Origin of the sequence: Bradyrhizobium sp. Arg237L (assembly GCF_029990105.1) — a bacterium.
Lineage (GTDB): Bacteria > Pseudomonadota > Alphaproteobacteria > Rhizobiales > Xanthobacteraceae > Bradyrhizobium.
The window spans coordinates 30217-52572 of sequence record NZ_JAQMIL010000029.1 but is presented as its reverse complement, the minus strand read 5'-3'; the positions used below and the strand labels follow the sequence as shown (position 1 = coordinate 52572).

Genomic DNA, 22356 nt, shown 5'->3' with positions numbered 1-22356 from the left:
TTCGCGGCAAGTGTTGTGGAGCGTGCTCAATGGCGCGTCGGCACACAACATAGAACTATTACAAACTGTGCAAGCCTCGCTTGGGTGGCGGGACGAATATCTTTTCGGTATCGTTCCGATGACGCTGTTGAGTGGGCGGTGATCACCAGGCCTCGCCGATTTCGACGCTGATCCCGCGACCTGTTCCTTCCAATTTATGAGCAAATACCCGATCAAGGCCGCCCTGTTGCAGGTCCACTCCGTCATTGGCCTTGCGCTGTCACTGGTGCTGGCCGTGGTCGGGATGACAGGCGCGATCATGAGCTTCGAGGATGAAATCCAGGCCAGCCTGAATGTGGCGATCACGCAGGTCGAGGCTCGCGCGGCCCCGACGCTGACGCCGGACCAGTTGATCGCGCGACTGCAGACCAATCCCGATTTTGGCAAAGTTGCGTCCGTGACGATGGCCAGTGACCCGTCCGCGGCGGTGCGGATCCGGTTTACCCGCAGCACGGATGGCTCCCGGCCTTCCTCGATCTATGTCGATCCCTATGACGGGCATGTGCTCGGCTCGCCGCGAGGCGAGGAGTTTTTCGTCACCGTCCGCAAGCTGCATCGCTGGCTGCTGTTGCCCGGCGATGCCAAGGGCTATGGCCGGCAGATCACCGGCGTGGCTGCAATCGGCCTGATCGCGATGCTGATCTCCGGGATCGTGCTGCGATGGCCTCATCGCGCCCGCAGCGTGAGAATGTGGCTGAAGCCGAACCTGGCGTTGCGCGGTCGCGGCTTCCACAGGTCGCTCCATGCCGTCGTTGGAACCTGGGTGCTGCCGATCTACCTCGTGATGGTGCTCACCGGCCTGTGGTATTCGTTCGACTGGTACAAGAGCGGCGCCACTTGGCTGCTGTCGCGTCCTTCGACCGCTGCTGCACCGATGAAGCCCAAGCCGGCGCGAGACGTCAGCGCAGCCGATGCCAAGCCGCTTACGCTCGATCGCGTATGGTCGACCTTCCTGCACGAACAGGGCAGCCGCTACGCGACGGCCCTGCTGGCGCCGCCCGCCGACGCGGGGACCGTCGTGCGCATCCGGTCCTGGGCGCGCGATGCCTCGCATCCGGGCGCGCGCGATGAATTCCGCATCGATGCCATCACCGGCCGGCTGCTGTCGTCGGAAATCTACGCGGACAAGCCCCTCGGGGAGCGGATGCTTTCGAGCGTGCTCGATATTCACCGCGGCAGCATCTTTGGCTGGCCGGGCAAGCTGCTGTTCATGGTCGCCGCGGCGCTGATGCCGCTCTTCGTGGTCACCGGCTTTCTGCTGTATCTTTCGCGCCGAAGGCATCGGCGTCTCTCGCGGCCGCCGCTCGGGAGCCTGGTTCCGGGCGAGTGAATCGCGCAGCGGTGAATTATTTCGCGTCTTTTGCCGCGACCACCTCGATCTCGACCAGGAAGCCGGGATTGGCGAGCGAGGCGACGCCGACCACCGAGCGCGCCGGAAGGTTCGGCTGGCTGCTGCCGAAGAACTGGGTATAGCCTTCCATAAAGGCCTTGAAATCCATCGGCGCGGTCGGGCTGTGCACCAGGAACACCTGCATCTTGATGACGTCGCCCATGCCGAGGCCGAGCCCTTCAAGGATACCCTTGATCCGGTTGAGCACGCCGACGGTCTGGGCCTTGATGTCGCCATAGGCCTCCCGGCTCGAAGGATCGGCGTCCTTGTTGATCACCGGCGGCACCTGGCCGCTGACATAATAGATCGTGGCGTTGCCGGTGACCTGCACCGACTGCGCGATCGGAAATGTCGAATTGGGAATTGGATGCCTGACGATCTCGGCCTGCGCAGGCACGGAAACCATCGCCGCGAGCAAGACAATCAGCGGCATTGTACGAAATTTCATGTGCTCCCCCGTTTAATTTGTTTGAGCATGATCTTTTCGGAAAACCGGTTTCCACTTTTCCGGATCATGCTCTAGCGGCGCGCTTCGGCGACTTCCCTGGCCGTCACCGCATCCGTATAGCTGTTGCCGAAATGCGTCCTGAGATAATTCACAACCGCGGCGACTTGACCATCGGTCATCATGTCGCCGAAGGCCGGCATGCCGCGCCGGCCGTTGACGACGAGATGGACGGCATAGCTAGAGGTTGCAAGATTCCGGTTGGCGATCAGCGAGGGATAGGCCCCGGCGCCGCCGGCACCCGAGGCATCGGGCATGTGGCAGCCCTGGCAGACATTGGCGAACAGTTCCTCGCCGGTCATTTCGACGAAGCGGTAGCCCGAGCTGAAAGTCGGGCGCGTGGCGGTGTTGTCCTGCGCGAAGTCCGCGGCCGCTGGGAGGAACGCGAGCAGTACGGCGCCTGCCGCTGGCGCAACGAAATGGGCTCTCGTCGGCCTCATGTTTTCACCACCCGCTCGTGCAGTCGCGCGATGGCGTCGAGCGAGGACAGGATCGCCCCCTCCTGCCAGGACGGCAGATCGGATGCGTGTTCGCCGGCCAGCACGATGCGCCCGTCGATCTGGCACAGATTCTTGTAGTGTTTCGCCCTGCCCTCGTCGGTCCATTCACCGCTGCAGCCGAGGGTGAAGGGCACGCGGTGCCAGGCGACCGCAACGCCGTTCTCGAACTCCTGCTTGTATTGCGGATGGATCATGGAACCGAATTCGACGGCGCTTGCGATCCGTTCCGCCGGCGTCATCGCGGTGAACTCATAGGCATTCGCACCCTCGAACAGATAGGCGCCGAGCAGCACACCGCGGCCGGCGCGATTGAAGCCTGCATTGGGGTAGGCGATCTGCCGGATCGGCAGGTCGGTATAGCTGATGCCGCCATAGATCGCCTCGTCCTCCTCCCAGAAGCGGCGCTTGAACTGCAGGCCGATCTTGACCGCGCCGGCATAGGCAACGGCGTCGATCGCGGCCTCCATGCGGCTACCGACGTCGATCGGGATCTGGCTCAGGATCGACAGCGGGATCGTGCAGATGCACCAATCCGCTTTTGCGTGCAGCACCGTCGAGGGACTTGTCGTGTCGACATAGCTCACCGTGACGCCGCGGTCGTTCTGCTGGATCTGCGTCACCTTGGCGTTATAGCGAATGAGGTCGCCGACCTCCTTGGCAAAGGCCTTGCCGATCATGTCCATGCCGCCGACCGGCTGGAACATCGTGGTCTGGAAATTGTAGCGCGCAAAACTCTGCAAGTAGCGCCAGACCCGCGACCGCAAGAGCTCCGACAAAGTGACGGGGTCGCTCGGCAGCGGCGCGGAACTTAAGCCCCCGCCGGGCTCGCGCGCATAGCCGCGGAACTCGGCCGAGACGAGATTGGCATTGTATCTGTAGTCGGAATCGAGCGCGCCCCAGGAGCGCAGCGCCTGCAGCAGGATTTCCTGGTCTTCCTTGGACACCGCTTCGTCGAGCTTGCCCTGCTGAGTCACTTTCGCGAGCAGTTCGGAAACCTGGCCCTGGAAATCCGCCTTGATCGCGCGGATCTTCTGCGGTGTACCTCCGAACGCACGCGAGGCGTGCAGATAGGCGTTGTGGTTCAACTGAATGAAGGGTTCGAGCGCAACCCCGAGCCGCCTGCAATAGTCAAGCAATGCACGATGGTGGTAGGGAATCCGCCACGGGCCTGGGTTGATGTAGAGACCGTGATCGAATTCGCAGGTCTGCCTGTAGCCGCCGAGTTCGACGAACGTGTCGCCGCCGCGCAGCGTCCAGTTGCGGCCGCCTGCCCTATTGTTGAACTCGAGGATCTGGACCTTGTAGCCCGCCTTGCGCAGCTCCAGCGCCGCCGTCATGCCGGCAAGTCCCGCGCCGAGGATCAGGACGGATGCGCCCTTCGGGTCGCCCTCGAGCCTCACCGGCCCCTTGTAGTTCGACTCGGAGGCGAAGCCGAGGCTGGTCATCGCGTGATACATCGCCGCGCTGCCGGCCATCGCGCCGATCAACGAGAAAAGATCACGCCGCCTGATGACTGCCGCTTCGCTTTGCATTGACGTCCCAGCCGGAGCAAGATCTGGAGCAGCAAAGGAAACGATTGGCTCCTCACCTGTCAAGGAAGCGGCTTGGTTGAACACGGGCCAACACGCGCTTTTGATGCGAACTGGATGTGATGATGCTGCGAGATCGAGAGGCGAACTCCGCCTCACCTCGCCCCGAGTGCGGGGAGAGGTCGAAATTCAAGCGCAACTTGAATTTCGGGTGAGGGGGAGCCTCCGCGAACCCATCTGCCACGGTGTTCGCGGATAGAGCCCCTCATCCCGACCTTCTCCCCGTAAGAACGGGGAGAAGGAGAAGAACTCAGATCACCTTTTCGATGTGAACGCAGCGGCAATCCATCTCGTAGTCGAGACCGACCACCGGCGGGCGGTTGAAATGCCAGGTCAGGCCATTCCTGAACACGCCGCGGCGGCCGAGCTCGCTTTCCAGGATCGAATAGACGTCCTGCACGGTGTAAAGCTGCACGCCGGTCGTTTGTTTCCAGGTGCCGCCGAACGCGCTCATGCGACGTTCCATCTCATCCAGCACCCATTTTGCCTTGGCAAGCATGCCCGCCGGGCTGACGTCGCCGGGACTGATGATGTGATCCCGATAGTTCGCCTTGCCTTCGGCCGACTCGCCGCTGCCGGCGATCACGAAAGACGGCGCCGCCTGGGGCGCCGGCACCGCGTAGGAGAAAGCGTGGAAGCAGGGCTCGGCCGGCGGACCGATCTTCGGACAGACATTGCTGCGCGCCACCGGATTGACGCCGTCCTTCATTATGCCCCATTCGATCAGGGTCTTGATGTAGATGTCGTTGAAGGCGCGAAAGCCCTCTTCGGTGAACGGCGCGGGCGAGCGCAATTCGCAGGCGCCGAACGCCGTCAGCGGACGGCCGGCATTGTTGAGGATTTCGGCAATCCGCGCAAAGCCTGCCTTCAGCGGCACCGGATCGGCAAAACGGACGCGTTCGATGGTGAAACCCGGCAACGCGCCGATACCGCAGGAATACTGGCTGACGCCCGGCATGAAGCGATAACCGCCGTCTTGAACCTCGATGGTCGTAATCATGATACCTCTTTGCAACGTAAAGGGGTTAGGAAAGCCCGGGTTCGGTCATTCGTGGAGAACGCCGAGATAGGCATCGCGGACGATCGGATCGGCGAGCAGTTCGCTTCCCGAGCCACTCCGCACGATACGGCCCATGTCCATGACAAAGGCGCGGTGGCAGAGATCGAGCGCGATGGTGACGTCCTGCTCCACCAGCAGGATCGACGTGCCGCCAGCGTTGAGTTCGCGCAGCGCCGCCACGAGCTGCTCGACCAGCAAGGGCGAAAGTCCGAGCGAGAGCTCGTCGATCATCAACAGCAGCGGCGCGCTCATCAGGCCGCGGCCGATCGCGCACATCTGCTGCTCGCCGCCTGACAGGGTCGCCGCCGCTTGCCGCCGCCGCTCGCGCAGCTTCGGGAACGTGGCATAGACCTGCTCGAGGTCGCGATTGATCTCGGCGCGACCAGCGTCGCGCAAATATGCGCCCATCAGGAGGTTCTCCTCGACGCTCATGGCGCCGAACAGCCGCCGTCCCTCCGGCACATGCACGATGCCGTGCGCGAGGATCCCGGCGGCGGTGTCGCCGGTGAGATCGCGGCCTTCCGAGAAATAATTGCCCGCGGTGGTCGGGATCAGGCCCGACAGCGCCCGCATCAGCGTGGTCTTGCCGGCACCATTGGAGCCGATCAATGCGGTGATCTCGCCGTGGCGGACGTCGAGATCGATGCCCCACAGCACCTGGATCTCGCCATAGCCGGCGCACAGCCCCTTCAGTTCGAGGATCAGGGAGTTAGCCACGGGCGACATTCCGTTTGGCATATTGCTGGCCGAGATAGGCCTCGACCACCGCGGGATTCTCGATCACCTCGCGCGGCGCGCCATCGGCGATCAGCGCGCCGTTGTGCAGTACCGTGATGCGGGTGCAGACATTGAGCACGACCTTCATCAGATGCTCGATCATCACGATGGTGATGCCGCTGGCGGCAAGCTCATGGATCAGCTTGGTCGCGCGCTCGACCTCGGCACTGTTGAGGCCGGCATTGACCTCGTCGAGGAACAGCAATTTTGGTTTCATCGCGAGGGCCTTCGCAAGCTCCAGCCGCTTGCGCATCGCGAGCGTCAACGTAGCGGCAGGGTGATTGGCCTGCAGCTCGAGACCGACATAGACCAGATGAGCCATTGCCTGCTCGCGCGCCATCTTCAGGCTTTGGCCCGGCTGCGAGAACAGCGCGGCTGCGGCGACATTGTCCAGCGCGGTAAATTCGGCAAAGGGCTGAACGATCTGGAAGGTACGTGACAGGCCGAGCCGCGCCGCCTGATAGGTCTTAATGCGTGTGATGTCCTTGCCATCGAAAGTGATCTTGCCGGAATTGGCCGGCGTGACGCCGCAGATGGTGTTGACCAGCGTGGTCTTGCCCGCGCCGTTTGGTCCTATGAGGCCGAGCACCTCGCCCCTGTTGACGGTGAGCGTGACATCGCGCAGGGCCTGCAGGCCGCTGAAATGCCGGGATACGTTTTCGAGGCGAAGGATCTCAGACATGCTTGACCCGTCGCCAGAGGTTGGCCGGCCGCAACGAGATCAGGCCATGCGGCAGGAACAGGAGCAAGAGGACGATGATCAGCCCGAGCACGCCGGTGTGGATTTGAATGTAGTTGCGCCAGACCACCTCCTCGAGCCCTAGATAAAGGAACGCACCGCAGGCAACGCCGAGCGGCGAGCCGAGCCCGCCCATCAGCGCCATCACAATCGGCTTCACCGAATAGAGAATATCGAAGACATCGGACGGGTCGATATAGTGCACCCAGGCGGCATAGACGCCGCCGGCCGCGCTGACGAAACAGGCCGACAGGCCGAAGGCGATGCTCTTATAGAGAGTGGTGTTGAGGCCGACCATGCTGGAGGCGGTCTCGTTCTGGCGGATGCAGGCGAGCCCGAAGCCGAGCTTCGAGCCGGCGACGGCCATCACCATCAGCACGGTGAGCAGCAGCAGGATCCACATCGCGTAGAAGAAGAACATCGCTTCGGCGAGCACGCCGGAGCCGGAACCCAGGGGGATGTTGAGTCCCATGCCGCCACCGGTGAGATCGGTGGCATTGTTGACGAGCTCGCGCAGCACCTCGACCAGCGAGAGGCTTGCGATCGCAAAGTAATGTCCGCGCAGGCGCAGGAGAGCCGCGCCGAGTACAGCCGCGATCAGCAAGGCGGTGACCGCCGCGATGACGACGCAGAGCCAGAGCGGCAATCCCTTGTTGAGCAGCACGCCCGCGGTGTAGGCGCCGAAGCCGAAGAAGGCCGCGGTCGCAAACGAGGGATAGCCGGCGAAGCCGCCGACCACATTCCACGACAGCGCCATGATCGCATACATGCAGGCGATGGTGCCGAGCCGCAGCGCATAGGCGCCGCCGAACAGCGGCAGCGATGCAACGACCGCGAGCAGGACAAGCAGCGCGACATTCGACTTCGTCATTCGAAACCCTTCCGGCCAAGCAGCCCCTGCGGGCGCAGGATCAGGAAGACGATGAGCAGGATGAAGGACAGCGTCGTCGCGTGCGCCGGGCCGAAGAAGGTCGAGCCGATCCCTTCGACCAGCGCCAGCAGCAGGCCGCCCGCGAGCGCGCCCGAGACGCTCCCGAGACCGCCGAGCACGCAGACCACGAAGGCCTTTCCGAGATAGCCCGACGAGGTCAATGGCGAGATCGGGAAGATCAGCGCCATCAGCACGCCGGCGCAGCCGGCAAGCGCAGCGCCGAGGCCGAACGCGATCGCGTAGATCGACTTGACGTCGACGCCCATCAGCACGGCCGCGTCGCGGTCCAGCCGCACCGCGACGATGGCGCGCCCGACGCGCGAGCGCCGCAGCAGGAGATAGAGCAATCCGGTCAGTGCCAGCGCGGAAACCGTCGCGATGAGACGGTCGACCGGCACCACCACGTCGAAGATCGAGACCGATCCCAGCGACGGCGTCAGCGTCAGCTTGCGGTAATCGGCCTTGAAGAAATAGATCATCGCGTTGTTCAGGATCAGGTCGAGTCCGAACGTCATCGTCAGCGTCACCAGCACGGGCGCCGTGATCACGCGGTTGAGCAATAGTCGCTGCAGGAGGTAGCCGAGCACGAAGAACAGTGGCGCGGCGACCGCGATCGAATACCAGGGCGAGATGTGCAGCGCGTTGTAGAGCCCGAAGGCGAGATAGGCGCCGAGCACGATGAAGGAGCCGTGGATCAGGTTGATGACGTTGAGCACGCCCCAGACCAGCGAGAAGCCGATCGCGATGCAGGCATAGAGGCAGCCGAGGACCACCGCGTTCACCAGGATCTGGGCTGCGTGCATGTGTGATGCCTAATCGCGCTTATTGCCGTGCGTCATTGCGAGGAGCGCAGCGACGAAGCAATCCATTCTTTCTGGCGGCCTCGCTCTGCTCGCAATGACGGTTGGTCATCAGTTGACGCCAACCTTGAGATCGCCCTGTTTGATCGCTTCCGGGAACAACACCACGGGCTTGGCGCCCTGGATCTGGAAGACCGGCGGATCGAGCGAGTTGATCTGGCCGTTGGCACCGAACCTGACGGGGCCGAAGAAGGTCACCACGTCGAGCTTGGCGAGCTCATCGCGCACCTTGTCGCGATCGAGCGAGCCGGCCTTTTCGATCGCCATCTGGAACAGCGCGCCGCAGAGTGCCGCGGAAGCCTGGCCGTAGTCCGGCTCGCTCTTGTACTTGGCCTTGAACAGCTTCACGAAATTCTCGGTCGAGCCGAAGATGTCCTTACCCTCATACCGCTCGGCCGGATGCCACCAGGAGGCGCTGGTGATGTTCTCGGCGGTCTTGCCGCCGGACTCGATGAATTCCTGATAGGCCGGACCGGCGATCATCGTGACAATCGGCGCCTTCATCTCCTGGTCGACCATCTGCTTGCGGATCAGGAGCAGGTCGTTGATGTAGCCGGTGACGAATATCCATTGCGGCGCGAGCGACTTGATTTGCGACAGCGTCGCCGAGTGATCGAGTGTGCCGATCGCATATTTCTCGAAATAGACGAGGTCAAAGCCGTTGGCCTTGGCCGACTTCTCCATTTCCTGCGCGATCGCGAGCGGGAACAAATCGTTGCGCGCGAGGATCGCGACCTTCTTCACCTCGGGCACCTTGGCCTTGATGATCTGGGTCAGCGGCGTCGTCAGCGTGTCGTTCGGCGTGAAGGTGCCGAACAGATATTTGTAGCCCTGGTCATAGACCTGGACGGAGGACGCGGTCGCCGCCAGCGTCGGTACCTTGTACTTCTCGGACACGGTGCTCGCCGCCTTGGCCGCGCCGGAACCGAAGGCGCCGAACATGAAGTTGACGTTGTCCTGGCTGATCATCTGCTCGGTCGCCTGCACCGCGCGCGGCGTGTTCGACTGATAGTCGGCGTAGACAATCTCGACCTTGTATTTCTTGCCGCCGACGGAAATGCCGCCGGCCTTGTTCGCCTCCTCGGCCCAGAGGTCATAACCCTGCTGCTGCTTGATCGCTTCGGGCGCGAGCGGGCCGGTGATCGGCAGCGGCGCGCCGAAACGGATGACGTCCTCGGCCGACGCGTTAGAAGTCTGCGCGCCGCAGAGAACCGCTGCCGCCCATAGCGGGGCTGCAAGACGCGCGTAACGAGCGACCCAAGACTTATTCATAGAATACTTCTCCATGGCGGCCAGAGACTGAAACATAAAAATGATGGCAAATCCCGCATTCGAATAAAAGCATTGAAATTAGAGGTCTGAGGTCGAATAATTCGACCCCTGGTCAGCGCCTGCCGCCTTGTTGGGCAGGCCGCGAGGGGAGGACGAAAGCCGCATGATCGAGTCAGCCGCCATCCGATATTTCCGCGAGGTCACCGAATGCGGCTCGATCAAGCAGGCGGCGGCTTCGCTGCGGATCGCGCCGAGCGCGATCAGCCGGCAGATGCAGGCGATCGAGGAGGAGCTTTCGGCAAAACTGTTCGAGCGCGGCCCGCGCGGGATGCAGCTCACCGGCGCCGGTAACCTACTCTACCGCTACGCGGTCGAGAACCGCAATCAGCTCGACGGCATCCGCGTCAAGGTGCAGGAGTTCGATAGTTCGCGGCGTGGGCAGGTCAGGATCGCCACCGTTGAGGGCATGCTGATGAGCTTTCTGTCGAATTTCGCCGTCGACCTTGCCGGCGACTATCCGGGCATCTCGATCTCGATGACGATGGTGGGCTCGCGCGACGTGGCCGAGAGAGTCGGCCACAACGATGTCGACCTCGGCTTCGTGTTCGGCCGCGCGCCGCGCAGCGATCTGATCGAGCTCGGGCGGATGCGGCAGTCGCTGTGCCTGATCGTCTCGCCGCGCCACCCGCTGGCGAACAAGGCGAGCTGCACAGTGAAGGAACTCGCAGGGCTACGCGTCGTGGTCCCCGATCCGTCCTTCGGCATCCGCCAGGAAGTCGATCGGGCCTGCGCGCAAGCGAAGGTCAGGCTCGAGGTCTGCACCGAGACCAACTCGCTCGCCTTCGCACAAAGGCTTGCCGCCCGCACCGATCTCGCCACCTTCCTGCCGCGCGTCGCCGCAGTGTCGGCGCTGGAGGCCGGCCTGCTCGTCGCCGTGCCGCTACGCGACAAGCGGCTGGAAGCAACGCAGGTCACCATGGTCCGGCTGGCGAGCCGAAACCTGTCGCCGTCCTGCCGGCTGGTGGCCGACCTCCTGATCGGCCGGATGCGGGAAGAGCAGGACTGAGGTCAGCTCGATTGCGTCCGGGACAGGTGCTGCGCTCCCTCTCCCGCTTGCGGGGGAGGGCCAGGGTGGGGGTTTCTCCGCGATTCACACTGTCCGATCGTGTGGAGAGAGCCCCACCCGACGCTGACGCCATAGCCGAAGCTCCGCTTCGGCGTTCTGAGGAACGGCCGCCAAAGGCGGCCTATGCCTCCCCCGCAAGCGGGAGAGGTGAAGCGGACTCGTGGCCAGTCCAACCAAATGGCACTACGCTCTAGGTCAGCTCGCTTCGCGCAATTTGAAGCGCTGGATCTTGCCGGTCTGCGTTTTCGGCAGCGCGTCGACGAAGCTGATGGCGCGAGGATATTTGTACGGCGCGATCTTGGCCTTGACGTGATCCTGCAAGAGCTTGACCTGCAGATCGTCACAGCGGCAGCCCTGCTTCAGCACGACATAGGCCGAAACGATCTGCCCGCGCTCCTCATCGGCCTGCCCCACCACCGCACACTCCGCGATGTCGGGATGTGTCAATAGCGCGGCCTCGACCTCGGGACCCGCGATGTTGTAGCCGGAAGAAATGATCATGTCGTCGGCGCGGGCGACGAAAGAGAGCCGGCCATTCTCGTCGCGTACGAACGCGTCGCCGGTCAGGTTCCAGCCATCGCGCACATATTTGGTTTGGCGCGGGTCCGCGAGATAGCGACACCCGGTCGGGCCACGCACCGCGAGCTTGCCGACCTTGCCGGGCGGCAACTCGTTCATGTCGTCATCGACGATCTTTGCCTCATAGCCTGAGACCGGATGTCCGGTCGTGCCCGCTACGGCATCGCCGATCCGGTTGGTGATGAAGATGTGCAGGATCTCCGTGCTGCCGATGCCGTCGAGGATCGGCTTGCCGGTCTTCCTGGTCCAGCTTTCGAATACTGGCGCCGGCAGTGTCTCGCCGGCAGAAACTGCGATGCGCAGCGAGGACAGGTCGGCGCCGTTGTCCATCGCGGCCATCATCGCGCGGTACGCCGTCGGCGCAGTGAAACAGATTGTCGCCTTGTAGGTCTCGATGATCTCGACCATCTGGTTCGGAGCGGCATTTTCCAGGAGCGTCGCAGTAGCGCCGAACCGCAACGGAAAGATCGCGAGCCCGCCCAGGCCGAAGGTGAAGGCCAGCGGTGGCGACCCGACGAAGACGTCGTCCTCGGTGACATCAAGCACTTCCTTCGCATAACCATCCGCAATGATCAGGAGATCGCGGTGGAAATGCATCGTCGCCTTCGGCTCGCCGGTCGTGCCCGATGTGAATCCCAACAGCGCGACGTCGTCGCGGCCGGTCTTGACCGCCTCGAACCGCACCGGCTTGCTCAACGCGACGCGATCGAGCTCGGCGTCGTGGTTCTGCGTGCCGTCGAAATTGACGACCTGCCTGAGGAATTTGCTGATCTTCGCGCAGGCGACGAGCTCATCGGCGATACGGCTGTCGGTCAGCGCCAGCGAGATTTCGGCCTTGTCGACGATCTTCTCCAGTTCGCCGGCGCGCAACATCGGCATGGTGTTGACGACGACGGCGCCAGCCTTGGTCGCGGCGAGCCAGACGGCAACGAAGGCCGGATTGTTGCCGGAACGGATCAGCACACGGTTGCCGGCTTTGACGCCATAGTTCTCGACCAGCGCATGCGCAAGGCGATTGGACCAGTCGGTCAATTCCTTGTAGGTGCGCTGGCGACCGTTGCCGATCAGCGCAATGCGGTCGCCAAACCCCTTCTCGACCATGCGGTCGGTCAGTTCGACCGCGGCGTTGAGATATTCTGGATATTGAAATTCAGGCCGGTCGAGCAGCAGGTCCGGCCACTGATGGAGCGGCGGAAGATTGTCGCGCGTGAACGTATCGACATGGGCGGAAGGGCCCAGCTTCGGTGCAAGAACTGCCATATCCATCGCCCCTCGCTTTCCAGCAAGAATGCTCACGATCACACATCGAGGACGCCCGGCAGCGTATCCGGCGACAATTTTATACTTAAAACAATTCCGCGCAAGGGCCGATTTTGCGCTTCGCCGGAACGTGAGGAGAATTCAGCCCTGCGCCAATTCGCGCAGGCGCGTAACCATCGCCGAGTGCGGATCGGCCAGCGGCGCGATCGCGGTGAAATGATTGGCAGCGGCGACGACACCGAACCGGGTGGCAACGCCGGCCGCGCCCCATTGCTCGACGATGGTGCGGCTTTGCCGATGATATTCGGCGCTTTCGGTTTCGCCGACCACCGCATCCAGCGCTGTTCCGGCTGGCGGCCGCCAGAACAGCGGACTTGCGGCCTCGGCTGCCGCAGCATCCAGACGCAACGCCTTGTTGATCGAGGTTTCGACCAGCGGCGCGAGCTCGAACAGGCCCGAGATCGAATAGGCCGATATGACCGGCCGCTTCGGCAACGACCTATCGAACGCCATCCAATCGGTCGCGAGCATGCAGGCGGCGAGATGCCCGCCCGCAGAATGACCGCTCATCACCAGCAGTCGTCCGAGGCGCGCCAATTCGCGCGACGCATCGCGCATCTGGCCGATGATATCGGCAATGGTGGCGGCAGGACAGAGATCGTAGCTCGGCACAGCGACCGTGACCCCGTGGGTATTGAGCCCGCGCGCGCAATGGCTGAAGAAGGAGCCGTCGAGCGCCTGCCAATAGCCGCCGTGGATGAAGACGACGATCGGCCCTTCGCCGCTTTCAAACAAATCAATGGTGTGGCGATTGCCGGGGCCGTAGGCGATGCGGCGCGGCGCATGCTGCGCGCGATAGGCGGATGCGTCCCTGGCCCAGCCCTCGATCAGCGCCGGATGTTCCGGCACCCGCGCGCGATTGTTGTATTCGACTTCATAGTCGACACCACTCACGGCGTCCGCGCCTTGGCCGATCGCTGCGCCGATGCTTTTGTCTTGGCGAGCAGCCGCATCAATTCACTGATATCCTTGCGCGAGAGGTCGGCGAAGATATCGGCGATCCAGGTCTCGTGCTCGGCCGCCATCTTGCGGAACTCGGCACGGCCGAGCTTTGTCAATCGGATGAACTGCACGCGCCGATCGGTCTCCGAGGTGCGGCGGTCGAGATGACCCGATTCCACCAGCCGCTCGACCAGACCAGTCACATTGCCGTTCGATACCATCATGCGCTTGGAAAGGTCTGATAGCGTCATGCCGTCAGGCACCTTGTCGAGCTGGGCCATCAGGTCGAAGCGCGGCAGCGTGACGTCGAAGCGCTCGCGAAGGCGGCTGCGCACCTCGCCCTCGATCAGGGTGGTGCAGGTCAGAAGCCGAAGCCAGAGCCGGAGCTCCGTGCCATGATCTTCCGGCAGTTCGACCGCTTTTGTCTCGGAATCAAGCATCATGGGCAGTCACGCCTTTCGCGGCGCCAATCGCAGCCGATCGTTTTGACCTTCAAACAATTCGCGGCATATCGCAAGCCGAATGAGCGATGCTCCATGATATCGCGGGATCTCTTTAAGCTTCAAGCAATTTGGCGCGGCGCTTGCATACAGACCGCGGGCGGCTGAACGGTCCGCGGGCGGCCCAGACCCGGCGAGGCATTCGCTTGCGGCGCTTGCCGTCGTCAGAATAAGCTGTGGCGCGAGATTTTGATCTTTGTTGGCGCGGGGAGAGACCATGAAACGGGCATTGAAGTTGGCAGGATTGGCGGCGCTGTTCGCCCTTGCTGCCGGACCTGCGTTGGCGCAGGAGAAGATCAAGATCGGCGTCATCGTGACGACGTCGGGCCCGGCCGCCGCGCTCGGCCAACAGGTGCGCGACGGCTTTGCGCTGGCGATCAAGGATCTCGGCGGCAAGATGGCGAGCCGCGAGGTCGAGGTCGTCAATGTCGACGATGAACTCAAGCCGGATGGCGCGGTGACCAAGGTGCGCGGGCTCCTGGAACGCGACAAGGTCGATTTTGTGGTTGGGCCGATCTTCTCCAATATCCTGCAGGCAATCCACCGCCCCGTGACCGAGAACAAGACGTTCCTGATCTCGCCCAATGCCGGGCCCTCGAGCTACGCCGGCAAGGAATGCAACCCGTTCTTCTACGTCACCTCCTATCAGAACGACCAGGTGCACGAGATCCTCGGCAAGGTCGCGCAGGACCGCGGCTACAAGCGCGTCTATCTCCTGGTGCCGAACTACCAGGCAGGGCGCGACTCCGTGGCCGGCTTCAAGCTCGACTACAAGGGCGAGATCGTCGACGAATCCTATACGCCACTTAACACGCTCGACTTTCAGCCCGAATTGACAAAAATCTCCTCGCTGAAGCCGGATGCGCTGTTCACCTTCATGCCGGGTGGCATGGGCGTCAATCTGGTGAAGCAGTACAAGCAGGCCGGCGCCACCGTGCCCGTGCTGTCAGCCTTCACGGTCGATGAATCGACGTTGCCGGCGCAGCAGGACGCGGCGGTCGGCATGTTCGGCGGCGCCAACTGGGCGCCCAACCTCGACAATCCCCAGAACAAGAAGTTCGTCGCTGCCTATGAAGCCGCCTACAAGAGCGTGCCCGGCACCTACGCCATGCAGGCTTACGACGCGGCGCTGCTGATCGACAGCGCGGTGAAGGCGGTGAACGGCGATCTCTCCAACAAGGAGGCGGTCGCGGCGGCGCTCAAGAAGGCGGACTTCGTCTCGCTTCGCGGCGGATTCAAGTTCAACACCAACGGCTATCCGATCCAGGACTTCTATCTGACCCAGGTCGCGAAACGTCCTGATGGAAAGTTCCAGACCGAGATCGTACAGAAAGTGTTTGAAAATTACGGCGACCGTTACGCCAAGGATTGCTCAGCCAAGTGAACGGGCAAGTAAGCGAGGGAGTGGAACAATGAACGACGAGATCGCGGGCATCACGCGCGCCAACGAGGGCATGCAAGGCATCACCTGGAACATCCTCGGCCAGACCTATGTGCCGAAGAACCGCACCGAGCACTCGTTCTCCTGGCATGCGACGTTTCCGCCCGGCACTTTCGTGCCGCCGCACATCCATCCCGACCAGGACGAATATCTCTACATCCTCGAAGGCAAGCTCGACTTCATGCTCGACGGCGCGGACGAGTCAGCTACTCCTGGCGATCTCGTGCGCCTGCCCATGGGCAAGCCGCACGGCATCTTCAACAAGTCGCAGCAGGCCGCGAAGACGCTGTTCTGGGTGTCGCCGACGCGCCGGCTCTATGATCTGTTCTGGGCGATCCACAATATGCGGGAGCAGAACCCGGACGATGTGGTGAAACTCGCCGCTGAGCACAACATCCACTTCCTGCCGCCGCCCCCGGCGTAGCACGTAGCCCGGATGGAGCGCAGCGTAATCCGGGGTTGATCGCCCCAATCGACGGTGTCCCGGATTGCGCTGCGCTCCATCCGGGCTACGCAGCAAGAGCAGGATGAGAGGTCTGGGGCCTCATGGTTCGAGACGCGCGGCAAGCCGCGCTCCTCACCATTAGGGTCTGAGACTCGCCTCGCCGTTAGACCTCATCCTGAGGAGGCCGCGCAGCGGCCGTCTCGAAGGATGAAGCCCGCGACGCCCGTCACGATTGCCGTGCCACCACGCGCGCGGCGAAGCCGGCCTTGGCGGCGTAGCCGCGCACGATCGCTTCGCGCGCCTCATAGCTCAGAATAGACTCGATATCTGTGAACCCCTGCGGCGCGATCTGCTCGACCGCATCGATCACGCCCTCGGGCCCGCCGCGACGGTTGGAGGCGACGATGTCAGCGGTCATCGGCAGGCGCTGGCGTTCGTAGGCGACCAGCGCCTGACGCGGATGCTCCGAACGCGCCAGCGCATCCGCGAGGCATCGCGCATCGAGGATGGCCTGCGAAGCGCCGTTGGAGCCGACCGGATACATCGGATGCGCGGCATCGCCGAGCAAGGTGACGCGCCCGCTGGTCCAATAGGGCAAGGGATCGCGGTCGCAGCACGGATATTCCCAGAATTCCGGCGTGGCGCCGACCAGCGCTGCAAAGTCGACCTGCGGGATCGAGAAGCCTGCCACATGCGGCATCAGCTCTTCGCGCCTGCCGAGGTTCGACCAGCCCTCGCGGCGCGGCGGCGGTGACGCGCCGTCGCCGATCCGCACCATCACCGCCCAATTGGTGAGACGGCCGGCCGGGCTCGAGCCTTCCGCGATCGGATAGATCACGGCCTTGGCGTTCAGGCCGCCGGCGATGATCATCGAGCGGCCCGTCAGGAACGCGGGCCAGTCGGCGGCGCCGCGCCACAGCATCAGGCCGTTCCAGCAGGGTGGCCCCTCGTTCGGAATCAGCGTCTCGCGCACTTTCGAGTGGATGCCGTCGGCGCCGATCAGGATATCGCCGCGCGCCGTGTGCACATGCTGGCCTGCACGATCGAAGAAGTAGGCCGCGACGCCGCCTTCATCCTGCGTGAACGCGCCGAGCCGGCAACCGGTGTAGATCGCCTCGCTGCCGAGCCGCTCAACCACCGCCTGATAGATGACGCCCTGCAGGCGGCCGCGATGAACGGAGAATTGCGGCACCTCATGGCCGGCGTCCAGCCCGCGCTTCTCGTGCCAGACCTGCTGGCCATGGCGCGTCAGGTAGAACAGCTCGTAGGTGCGGATCGCAACCTTGTCGAGCGCGTCAAGCAGGCCAAGCCCGGCGAGTTCGCGGATCGCATGCGGCAGGGTGTTGATGCCGACGCCGAGCTCGCGGATCGTTTCCGCCTGCTCGAACAATTCGCAGGAAATGCCGCGAGCCCGTAGCATCAGCGCCGTCGTGAGCCCGCCAATCCCGCCGCCGACGATAATCGCCTTCATCGCCCTACTCCGCTCGAAACCCGGACGTTGTGAGAGGTGGCAGGGTCGCACGGCGTCAGAGCCGCTCGCAAGACGCTTTATGGTCTCAGCATCCACTCCGCCCGCGACTTAGGTTAACGCTCTCACCACCTCAATCCGGAACCACCGCGATGGCCTGGATCTCGACCCTGGCGCGATCCTCGATCAGGCCGGAGACCTGCACCGCCGTCATCGCCGGGAAACGGCGGCCCATGATGTCGCGGTAGACCGCGCCGATCTCTTTCAACCGCGAGGAGTATTCGCGGCGGTCGAGCAGGAACCAGGTCATCGACACGATATGCTCCGGCGTTGCGCCGCCGCTGGCGGCGACCGCGACGACGTTCCGCAGGGTCTGGGCGATCTGCTCCACGAGATCGTCGGTCTCGAACACGCATTGCGCGTTCCAGCCGATCTGGCCGGCGACAAAGATCATCTTGCCGCGCGCGGCAACGCCATTGGCATAGCCGACCGGCTGGGCCCAGCCGTTCGGTTGCAGGAGTTCGATCATGTGTTTGTTCCCGTCACGGGTTCAATTCCCCTCGAAGACCGGTTTCTTCTTGGCGGCGAAAGCCTCGAAGGCGCGGCGGAAATCACCGGTCGCCATGCAGACCGCCTGCGCCTGCGCTTCCGACTCCACCATCTCGTCGATGCCCATCGCCCATTCCTGGTTGAACATCGTCTTGGTCATGCCATGCGCGAACCATGGGCCGTCGGCGAGCGAACGGGCGAGTTCATGAGCCGCGGCCGACAACTCCGCCGATGGCACCAGGCGGTTGTGAAAGCCCCAGGCAAATCCCTCTTCCGCGCTCATGGCCCGGCCGGTGTAAAGCAACTCAGCGGCGCGCCCCTGCCCGATCACCCGCGGCAACAGTCCGCACGCGCCCATGTCGGCGCCAGCGAGTCCCACGCGCGTGAACAGGAACGCGGTCTTGGCCTGCGGCGTCGCCAGCCGCAGATCGGACGCGAGCGCCAGCATCGCGCCGGCGCCGGCGCAGATACCGTCGATCGCCGCGACAATCTGCTGGGGGCATTTGCGCATCGCCTTCACGACATCGCCGGTCATGCGCGTGAACGCAATCAGGTCGGGCATCGCCATCCGCGTCAGCGGCTCGATGATCTCGAACACATCACCGCCGGAGCAGAAATTGCCGCCCTCGCCGGTCAGCACGATGGCGCGGACGTCGGAGGCGTAGGCAAGATCGCGGAAGAGATCGCGCAGCTCCTCGTAGGACTGGAACGTCAGCGGGTTCTTCTTGTCCGGCCGGTTCAGCGTGATGGTGGCGACGCGGGCATGGTCATCGGTGGACCATTTGAAATGGCGCGCCGGATAATTCTTGAACGGTCGCAGCTTTGCTTTCATCTCAGACATGATGTTGTTTCCTTGGGCGTTTCCTTGGGCGTTTCCCTTATCCCGTGAAGACCTCGCCGCCGGCAACCGCGATGGCCTGTCCGTTGATGGACGATGCGCTTGAGGAGGCGAGCCAAAGAATGGTGTCCGCGACCTCCTCAGGCGTCACCAGCCGCTGCATCGGATTGACCTTTGCCAGGGCTGCGCGCGCTTCCGCTTCGCTCCGGCCGGTCTTGGCGACGATGTTGGCGGCCGCCTCGGCCACCAACGGCGTATCAGTATAGCCCGGACAGACCGCATTCACGGTGACGCCGCGGCGCGCATATTCGAGCGCGAGCGCGCGCGACAGCCCGACGACGCCGTGCTTGGCGGCGACATAGGCCGAGACGTAAGCGTAGCCGGTCAGGCCCGCCGTGGACGCAACATTGATGACGCGCCCGCGTCCGCGTTGCGCCATGCCGGGCAGCACCGCATGCGTCACCAGGAAGACGCTGGAGAGGTTGCTCGCCAGCATGTCCGACCACAGCGCGGCATCCGTCTTCTCGAACGGCGCGCTCAGCGCCTTCCCTGCATTGTTGACGAGGATGTCGATCGGGCCGGCCTCAGCCTCGATCCGCTTGATGCCTTCGGTGACCGCGATTTCGTCGGTCACATCGACAGGCAGCACCGCGCCTGCACGCGCCCCAATGGACGCCGCCGTCTCGGCAAGCGCATCCGGCCTCCTGCCTGCAATACTCACGCGTACGCCGACTTCGGCCAGCGCGCGTGCGGCCGCGGCGCCGATGCCGGAGCCGCCACCGGTGATGAGCGCATGCGCATTGGGCCAGAAATTCCGGGTCATGCTTTCGCTCCCGCTGCCGCGCGTTCCAGATTGGCCTCGTATTGCGGCTTGCCGGAGAGATACTGCTTCGGCCAGGCAATCGACTTCACGCCGATCTTGGCGGCCTCGTGCAGCGTCCAGGCAGCATCGGCGAGATGCGGGCGAGCGATCGCGCAGAGATCGGCGCGGCCGGCGGCGATGATGGAATTGGCGTGATCGGCCTCGGAAATCGCGCCGACCGCAATGGTCGCAATGCCGACCTCGTTGCGGATCTTGTCGGCAAACGGCGTCTGATAGAGCCGCCCATAGACCGGATGGTCGTCGGCCCAGACCTGCCCCGAGGAACAATCGATCAAGTCGGCGCCGGCTTCCTTGAACAGCCTTGCGAACTCAAGCGCATCATCCGGCGTGTTGCCGCCCTCGGCCCAGTCATGACACGACAGGCGCACCGAGATCGGCTTGTCCTGCGGCCACACTTGCCGGATCGCGCGAAACACTTCCAGCGGATAGCGCGCACGGTTCTCAATGCTGCCGCCATATTGATCAGGTCGGCGGTTGGTGAGCGGCGAGAGGAAGCTCGACAACAGATAGCCGTGGGCACAATGCAGTTCGAGGATGTCGAAGCCGGCCCGCACCGCGCGCCGGGCTGCGGCGACGAACTGCTCGCGCACCTCATCCAGCTCGGCGCGCGTCATCGGCTCCGGCGTCTGGCCGTCGGGCAGATAGGGAACGGCGGAGGCCGACACCAGCGGCCAGTTTCCGTCCCGGAGCGGCTCGTCCATGCCTTCCCAAGCCACGCGCGTAGACCCCTTGCGGCCGGCATGGCCGAGCTGGATGCCGATCCTGGCCGCGCTGTTGCCGTGGACGAAATCGACGATACGCTTGTAAGCGTTCGCCTGCTCGTCGTTCCACAGCCCGCAGCAGCCCGGCGTGATCCGCGCCTCTGGTGACACGCAGGTCATCTCGGTGAAGATCAGTCCGGCGCCGCCGAGCGCGCGGGCGCCGAAATGCACCAGGTGGAAATCGTTCGGCACGCCCTCTTCTGCCGAATACATCGCCATCGGCGAGCAGATGATGCGGTTGGGCAACGACAAGCCGCGGATGCGGAACGGCGTGAGCATCGGCGGCGCCACGCGATCATTCGAATCCGGCAGCCCGGCGCGTTCGGCGAACCAGCGCTCATAGCCTTCGAGCCATGTCTTGTCGCGAAGACGCAAATTCTCGTGGCTGATGCGCTGCGAGCGCGTCAGCAGCGAATACATGAACTGCTCGGGCTCCAGCGTGTCGGCATAGCGCGCGCCGACCACCTCGAACCATTCCATCGCATTGCGCGCGGCATTCTGGATCCGCGCGACATCGACGCGCCGAAGCTCCTCGTAGGCTGCGAGCACTGACGGAATCTTGTCCGGCGTCGCGCCGAGCTGCTTGAACTGGTTGGTCAGCTCGATCGCATCCTCGAGCGCGAGCTTGGTCCCCGATCCGATCGCAAAATGCGCGGTATGCGCGGCATCGCCCATCACCACGACATGGCTGTTGCCGTTGAACGCGGTCCATTTGCCGCAGATCAATCGCGGGAAGGAAAGCCAGGCCGAGCCGCGCAGATGGCGCGAATTGGAGACCAGCGAATGGCCCTCGAGAACTTCTGCGAAGACCTTCTCACAGAAGGCGATGGAGCCGGCCTGGTCGAGCTTGTCGAGGCCATGCGCCAGGAACGCTTCTTCCGTGGTCTCGACGATGAACGTCGCCGCCCCATCCTCGAATTTGTAGATATGCGCCTGGAACCAGCCGTGCTCGGTCTTGCGAAAATCGAAGGTGAAGGCGTCAAAGCGCTTGTTGGTGCCGAGCCAGATATAGCGGTTCGGCCGCATCAGGATGTCGGGCTGGAAGCTGTCGGCATAGCGCGTGCGGATCTTTGAGTTCACGCCGTCGGCCGCGACGATCAAATCGGCATCCGGAAATTCGAGATCGGAATCGACCTCGCGCTCAAAGACAAGTTCGACGCCGAGTTCCTCGGCGCGCGCCTGCAGGATGTTGAGCAGGCGCTTGCGGCCGATGCCGACAAAGCCGTGGCCGGTGGTGCGCATCCGGCGGCCTTTGATCAGGACCTCGATATCGTCCCAGTGGTTGAAAGCCTCCTCGATCGCATCCGCCGTGACGGGATCCCATTTGCGCATGTTGTCCATGGTCGCGTCGGAGAACACGACGCCGAAACCGAAGGTGTCGTAGGGGCGGTTGCGCTCGACCACCGAAATCCGGTGCGCCGGATCGAGCATCTTCATCAGGATGCCGAAATAGAGCCCGGCCGGCCCGCCCCCGATGCAGACGATGCGCATGGCTGTCTCCTCACCTTCGGCCGTCGGGGCATCTCCGCGGACAGCTCCCGGACCGACATGGGAATATTTTATGCTTAAAATAATTTTGTCAAGCGAGCCCCGGCCCGGTCGGGCAAAAAAGCGGTCTCGCCGCGCTCTTAGGCGCGGCAACCGGTTAGACAGATCGGATCGGTTGACGGCGGTTCTCCCTCCCCCGTTCTTTACGGGGCCGGGACGAGCAAAGCTCGCCCTGAGAGGGTTGGGGTGAGGGCTCTATCCGCGAATACGGCGGCAACCGGACTCGTGGAGACTCCCCCTCACCCGAAATTCAAGCTGCGCTCGAATTTCGACCTCTCCCCGCAAGCGGGGCGA

At 63.6% G+C, this 22356-nt stretch carries 21 protein-coding genes; 4 read left to right on the top strand and 17 right to left on the bottom strand.

The features are described from left to right. Positions 1-196: 196 nt before the first annotated feature. A complete protein-coding gene (locus OZ411_RS19310) occupies positions 197-1369 on the top strand; it encodes a PepSY-associated TM helix domain-containing protein (protein ID WP_282529224.1) in 1173 nt (390 codons plus the stop codon). Between the two features lie 16 nt (positions 1370-1385). On the opposite strand, the gene OZ411_RS19305 is transcribed toward OZ411_RS19310, so the two are convergent. The 9 genes from OZ411_RS19305 to OZ411_RS19265 all read right to left on the bottom strand — a co-directional run bounded on the left by OZ411_RS19305 (position 1386) and on the right by OZ411_RS19265 (position 9662). Beyond that, on the bottom strand, positions 1386-1877 hold the full coding sequence (locus OZ411_RS19305) for a RidA family protein (RefSeq protein WP_282529223.1): 492 nt from the start codon (positions 1875-1877) through the stop codon (positions 1386-1388). Between the two features lie 71 nt (positions 1878-1948). Continuing rightward, positions 1949-2374, bottom strand: a complete 426-nt coding sequence (locus tag OZ411_RS19300; protein WP_282529222.1) for a cytochrome c — start codon at positions 2372-2374, stop codon at positions 1949-1951. Further along, the gene (locus OZ411_RS19295) at positions 2371-3966 is read right to left on the bottom strand and encodes a flavin monoamine oxidase family protein (RefSeq protein WP_282529221.1); all 1596 of its coding nucleotides are present in this window, start codon (positions 3964-3966) and stop codon (positions 2371-2373) included. Before OZ411_RS19295 ends, OZ411_RS19300 begins: the two co-directional genes overlap by 4 nt. Positions 3967-4273: 307 nt before the next feature. Next, positions 4274-5023, bottom strand: a complete 750-nt coding sequence (locus OZ411_RS19290; protein ID WP_130580061.1) for a hypothetical protein — start codon at positions 5021-5023, stop codon at positions 4274-4276. 45 nt (positions 5024-5068) lie between these two features. Next, a complete protein-coding gene (locus OZ411_RS19285) occupies positions 5069-5809 on the bottom strand; it encodes an ABC transporter ATP-binding protein (protein ID WP_130580062.1) in 741 nt (246 codons plus the stop codon). Continuing rightward, positions 5793-6542, bottom strand: coding sequence for an ABC transporter ATP-binding protein (locus tag OZ411_RS19280; protein ID WP_282529220.1), 750 nt, complete (start codon positions 6540-6542; stop codon positions 5793-5795). The genes OZ411_RS19285 and OZ411_RS19280 overlap by 17 nt, the downstream gene beginning before the upstream one ends. Beyond that, the gene (locus tag OZ411_RS19275) at positions 6535-7470 is read right to left on the bottom strand and encodes a branched-chain amino acid ABC transporter permease (RefSeq protein WP_282529219.1); all 936 of its coding nucleotides are present in this window, start codon (positions 7468-7470) and stop codon (positions 6535-6537) included. Before OZ411_RS19275 ends, OZ411_RS19280 begins: the two co-directional genes overlap by 8 nt. Next, entirely contained in the window at positions 7467-8333 is an 867-nt protein-coding gene (locus OZ411_RS19270; RefSeq protein WP_130580065.1) for a branched-chain amino acid ABC transporter permease, read from the bottom strand. The genes OZ411_RS19275 and OZ411_RS19270 overlap by 4 nt, the downstream gene beginning before the upstream one ends. Before the next feature lie 108 nt (positions 8334-8441). Then, a complete protein-coding gene (locus tag OZ411_RS19265) occupies positions 8442-9662 on the bottom strand; it encodes an amino acid ABC transporter substrate-binding protein (protein ID WP_282529218.1) in 1221 nt (406 codons plus the stop codon). A 163-nt stretch (positions 9663-9825) separates the two neighbouring features. Between OZ411_RS19265 and OZ411_RS19260 the strand changes: the two genes are divergently transcribed. Next, entirely contained in the window at positions 9826-10728 is a 903-nt protein-coding gene (locus tag OZ411_RS19260; RefSeq protein ID WP_130580067.1) for a LysR family transcriptional regulator, read from the top strand. 255 nt (positions 10729-10983) lie between these two features. Here the strand turns inward: OZ411_RS19260 and OZ411_RS19255 are convergent, their stop codons facing one another. From OZ411_RS19255 to OZ411_RS19245, 3 genes are all read right to left on the bottom strand, one after another. Further along, entirely contained in the window at positions 10984-12627 is a 1644-nt protein-coding gene (locus OZ411_RS19255; protein ID WP_282529217.1) for a benzoate-CoA ligase family protein, read from the bottom strand. A gap of 141 nt (positions 12628-12768) precedes the next feature. Further along, a complete protein-coding gene (locus OZ411_RS19250; protein ID WP_282529216.1) occupies positions 12769-13581 on the bottom strand; it encodes an alpha/beta hydrolase in 813 nt (270 codons plus the stop codon). Beyond that, on the bottom strand, positions 13578-14072 hold the full coding sequence (locus tag OZ411_RS19245; protein WP_027582003.1) for a MarR family transcriptional regulator: 495 nt from the start codon (positions 14070-14072) through the stop codon (positions 13578-13580). The genes OZ411_RS19250 and OZ411_RS19245 overlap by 4 nt, the downstream gene beginning before the upstream one ends. 274 nt (positions 14073-14346) lie before the next feature. Here OZ411_RS19245 and OZ411_RS19240 point away from each other — a divergent pair, with 274 nt between their 5' ends. Next, positions 14347-15513 (top strand): ABC transporter substrate-binding protein, encoded by a 1167-nt coding sequence (locus tag OZ411_RS19240; protein ID WP_282529215.1) that lies wholly within the window; start codon positions 14347-14349, stop codon positions 15511-15513. Between the two features lie 28 nt (positions 15514-15541). After that, the gene (locus OZ411_RS19235; protein ID WP_282529214.1) at positions 15542-15994 is read left to right on the top strand and encodes a cupin domain-containing protein; all 453 of its coding nucleotides are present in this window, start codon (positions 15542-15544) and stop codon (positions 15992-15994) included. A gap of 247 nt (positions 15995-16241) precedes the next feature. Here the strand turns inward: OZ411_RS19235 and OZ411_RS19230 are convergent, their stop codons facing one another. From OZ411_RS19230 to OZ411_RS19210, 5 genes are all read right to left on the bottom strand, one after another. Then, entirely contained in the window at positions 16242-17486 is a 1245-nt protein-coding gene (locus OZ411_RS19230) for a flavin-dependent oxidoreductase (RefSeq protein ID WP_282529213.1), read from the bottom strand. A gap of 130 nt (positions 17487-17616) precedes the next feature. Next, positions 17617-18012: a RidA family protein gene (locus OZ411_RS19225; protein WP_282529212.1), complete on the bottom strand. Its 396-nt coding sequence runs from the start codon at positions 18010-18012 to the stop codon at positions 17617-17619. A 21-nt stretch (positions 18013-18033) separates the two neighbouring features. Then, entirely contained in the window at positions 18034-18873 is an 840-nt protein-coding gene (locus OZ411_RS19220) for an enoyl-CoA hydratase family protein (protein ID WP_282529211.1), read from the bottom strand. A gap of 37 nt (positions 18874-18910) precedes the next feature. After that, complete coding sequence (locus tag OZ411_RS19215; RefSeq protein WP_282529210.1) at positions 18911-19693, bottom strand: SDR family NAD(P)-dependent oxidoreductase; 783 nt, start codon at positions 19691-19693, stop codon at positions 18911-18913. Continuing rightward, positions 19690-22005: a bifunctional salicylyl-CoA 5-hydroxylase/oxidoreductase gene (locus OZ411_RS19210; protein WP_282529209.1), complete on the bottom strand. Its 2316-nt coding sequence runs from the start codon at positions 22003-22005 to the stop codon at positions 19690-19692. The genes OZ411_RS19215 and OZ411_RS19210 overlap by 4 nt, the downstream gene beginning before the upstream one ends. Between the last annotated feature and the right edge of the window lie 351 nt (positions 22006-22356).